The organism is Sphingobacterium sp. IITKGP-BTPF85, assembly GCF_001006065.1.
In the GTDB taxonomy this organism is placed as follows: domain Bacteria; phylum Bacteroidota; class Bacteroidia; order Sphingobacteriales; family Sphingobacteriaceae; genus Sphingobacterium; species Sphingobacterium anhuiense.
This window is the reverse complement of sequence record NZ_ASZT02000246.1, coordinates 1-3,464: the sequence shown is the minus strand read 5'-3', so window position 1 is coordinate 3,464 and position 3,464 is coordinate 1. Positions and strand designations below refer to the sequence as shown.

General features: G+C 38.3%; 5 protein-coding genes. All 5 read right to left on the bottom strand.

The annotated features are described in order from the left end of the window. The coding region (locus L950_RS36035; protein WP_262507197.1) for a transposase at window positions 1-590 on the bottom strand (590 nt) is incomplete at its 3' end. Further along, window positions 502-957, bottom strand: a complete 456-nt coding sequence (locus L950_RS36030; protein WP_052764513.1) for a transposase — start codon at window positions 955-957, stop codon at window positions 502-504. The genes L950_RS36030 and L950_RS36035, both read right to left, overlap by 89 nt. 435 nt (window positions 958-1,392) lie before the next feature. Then, entirely contained in the window at window positions 1,393-2,406 is a 1,014-nt protein-coding gene (locus L950_RS24580) for an NAD(P)/FAD-dependent oxidoreductase (protein WP_021191230.1), read from the bottom strand. After that, window positions 2,399-3,205, bottom strand: a complete 807-nt coding sequence (locus L950_RS24575) for a hypothetical protein (RefSeq protein ID WP_021191229.1) — start codon at window positions 3,203-3,205, stop codon at window positions 2,399-2,401. Before L950_RS24575 ends, L950_RS24580 begins: the two co-directional genes overlap by 8 nt. Next, a partial coding sequence (locus L950_RS34640; RefSeq protein WP_037526840.1) for a hypothetical protein occupies window positions 3,202-3,464 on the bottom strand: 263 nt, incomplete at its 5' end. The genes L950_RS34640 and L950_RS24575, both read right to left, overlap by 4 nt.

Sequence of the window (3,464 nt, the reverse complement as noted above, 5' to 3'; positions counted from 1 at the left end):
AAAATGGGGTACTTACAGATAACCACTGGGTATTTTTCACCCCATTTATCCTGGAGCTCATCCATTCGGATTTCTGCGAAATCTAATGTATCTGCACGATAGACCGGTTTTAGATCGTTCATAAACTCTTTTTGGTCCTTGCTGGCAACATACTTTAAGCTGTTACGAATCTGGTGAACAACACAGGTTTGGACCTCAGTATCAGGAAAAACACTTTGTATAGCCTCGGAAAACCCCTTAAGATTATCAATACACGCAATCAGTATGTCTTGCACGCCTCGGTTCTGTAGGTCTGTTAGTACACTAAACCAAAAGTTAGCCCCTTCATTTTCCGACACATACATACCTAAAGGATGCTTATGTCCGTTGCGATCGATCTCTAAGATGTTATAAACTGCACGAGAAACAAAACGATGATCCTCTTTTACTTTATAGTGCATAGCATCCATCCAGACAATGGTATAAAGAGAGTCTAAGCTTCTTGACTGCCATTCTTTGACCTCAGGGATAATCTTTGTCAGTAATGGAAGAAAGTGTGCTGTGGCTGATTTCCGTATCGTACATCTCTTTAAGATGGTTCGAAATATCACGTAGACTCATGCATAAACCGTACATTCCCAAAATCTTCTTCTCAAGGCTTTCAGCAAGGATAGTTTCACGCTTCTTAACCAGCTGAGGCTCAAAACTAGATCGACGGTCACGGGGTGTAGAAATATCAATTGTACCATCGGAAGTGCGGATAGGTTTGGTTGATTTACCATTACGTCGGTTACCGCTAGAACGCTCAAAATCGTCCATATGGCTTTCCATCTCCGCTTCAAGTGCGGCCTCTAAAAAGCTTTTTAACAAAGGAGCAAATGCTCCATCCTTACCATAAAGTGATTTACCACTACGTAATTGCTCGAGTGCTTTGTCCTTCATGGACGTAAAATCAAAATCTGTCTCGTTGTTACTCATAAAACTATGTCAAAAATAATATATTCATTTATTATTTTTGAAACAGTTTATTTTACAGTCTCTATTTGTTTTATTAGAGGGGAAATCCTAAGCGCACCTACCGTTTTTCAAAAAACGCTATAATGTTATTTATTGTCTTTGCGCCATCCTGAAGGCTTATTTTAATATTTTTATCACCCCATGCAGTAACATTTGTATCCGTATTTTTCGATCAATATCTCTAAGATATTTTTCATAAAGTTGCTTCGTATTTGAAATGAATATTCCTACAAAAGTACACCATAGTTAGTGACCAATGGATATGCAAAAAGATATCTTTTACTTCTTCATGATGGAAATATTGATGTAGGAAACATATGTTATTTTATTTTTCCCAAATTACCTGGGTATAACGGTTGTATATGGCATCTCGAAATACTAGTAATGAATATCTACCTATTCAAGCTTAATACCTAGCTCTTCATATGATGATTTTAGCTGATCTACCATCAGACAAAAGCGCTCTCTCATCCAGGCTTCATATGCAAATTTTATTGACCTTTCTTCAGACGGGTATACAAAGATGTCATCTACCGCTTTTGCTGCCATAACTCCCGATTCAATTGCTTGATAAATCCCCTTGCCAGATGCAGGATCAAGGAGCGAAGCCGCCTCCCCACAGATTAAGAAACCTGGTATATCCAGTTGTGAAGCAAACTCCCATGTAATCGATGTCCACCGATCTGCAGTTCTCAAATCAATTGGTAAAAACTCCTTTTTAAAAGCCTTCCAATCACGCTTCTTAAAAACCGCCGTCCAACATTGACGTCCATCATCCAAATGACCGAGCCATATCCAATAATTTTTGTATGGAAGAAAGTAAGCACTCTCATTATCCATCAATTGTTTATCACGCTGTTTCTGGATACCGGATACAACAAGGCAATCAGGGGAATACTTTGTAACAATACTTTTAAAATTCTTTTGTCCTGCTCTTTTTCGTCCCGTCGCATCAACAATAAATTTACAACTATACTGCTCTGCTCCCACTACTACCTTGTACCCTCTCGAAACCAGCCGTTCAATGATTGGCTTAGTAATAACTTTTTTAATATGCACCCCCTTCTGTTCAGCATTATCACACAACAAAGTGTTAAAGGTATTTTTACATATATGATAACCGTACCATATTTCTTCGGAATAAGGATTCAGGTTCTTAGATTTCACTCCGTCACTTATGCAGCTATATTTACCCCTAAAGCATTTTTCAATGTTTGTTGCCATATCCAAATATTCCAATTGCCTAATCACCCCAGGATGGATGCTCTCAATCGGATATCCGTTCCAAACATCTTTTTGTTTATAATCTATAACTAGCGCGCGTAAATCTGTAGAATTGATTGTGACCGCTGCAGATAGTCCTGCCGGCCCTGCACCTAAAATAAGAATATCATAATAATTATTAACCATTTCGCCAAACTATTTTATCCTCTATGATCTGATCAAAATCTCCCTTTAAGCTACACCATACCATTTTATAAGGATGACTTCGCCCATCTTCATTACAGATATTTTTCTTTTCAATCTTGCATATGCATAATTCTTTAATATCCTGAATTCTTCTTTTTCGGTACTTATTGTCGAAACGATCTATACTTCCTTTTGCCGTATTAATCTTCGCAAATACAAATAGGTATCCTTCTTTGTTTAATTTCTCACCTCCTTTTACCCAATCATTATTGTTTCCGATAAATGTCATTGGAATACAGTTAGCTTCAAAATTATTTTTCCAATCAGAAACTGGCATAGCACAGACAAGCCAATATTTGGTGTATTGAACTTTTTTACTACCAATTATTTTCCGATCTATCGTTCTGACACAATGTCTTAATGCATCCATCCTACTGATAACCTCACAGCTGTCAAGCAGTCGTAACTTTGACATGTCAAATCCAATTTTGGGATCAAGACAATTGGCAACGTAATCAGCTCGCGCGATATCCGTAAAATTAACAAAGCGTTTTCCTGCTTCCCCTATTTTCTGAATAAATGGTCCTTGTTCTCCATCCCATCCGTAAGATGGATCGGAACCGAAATCAAGTACATAAGATGAACTTTCATGATATCCAATTTCATCATCCATCAAAGGTATTGAAGTGGATGGTTTTCTATTGTAACCCTTTATCGGTTCAAGCCCTCCCTGAAACGTCCTGCCGGCATCTGGTGAAGTAACAGGCCACATCCCATTGGCTGCGGCACAAAGCTTCATATCTTCAGGAAAAGGTGATCCCAAACCAAATGTTGCAAAAAAACGTCCGTTGCCATCTTCATCACTACTAAATGTAGCATCCCAACCTGGATAAAAAATCCCAGATGCTGAATCGGGTAAAAAAGTTGTCGCATTATAATCCCGCTCGAAATTAACACCAAACTTTGTTGTCCCCCTTTCCCTATTTGGTTTAAGGAAGATACAGCGAAAACCGTATCAGCACTTGGTTGACTCTTTGGAAATGCCTGTAAACCGGAAA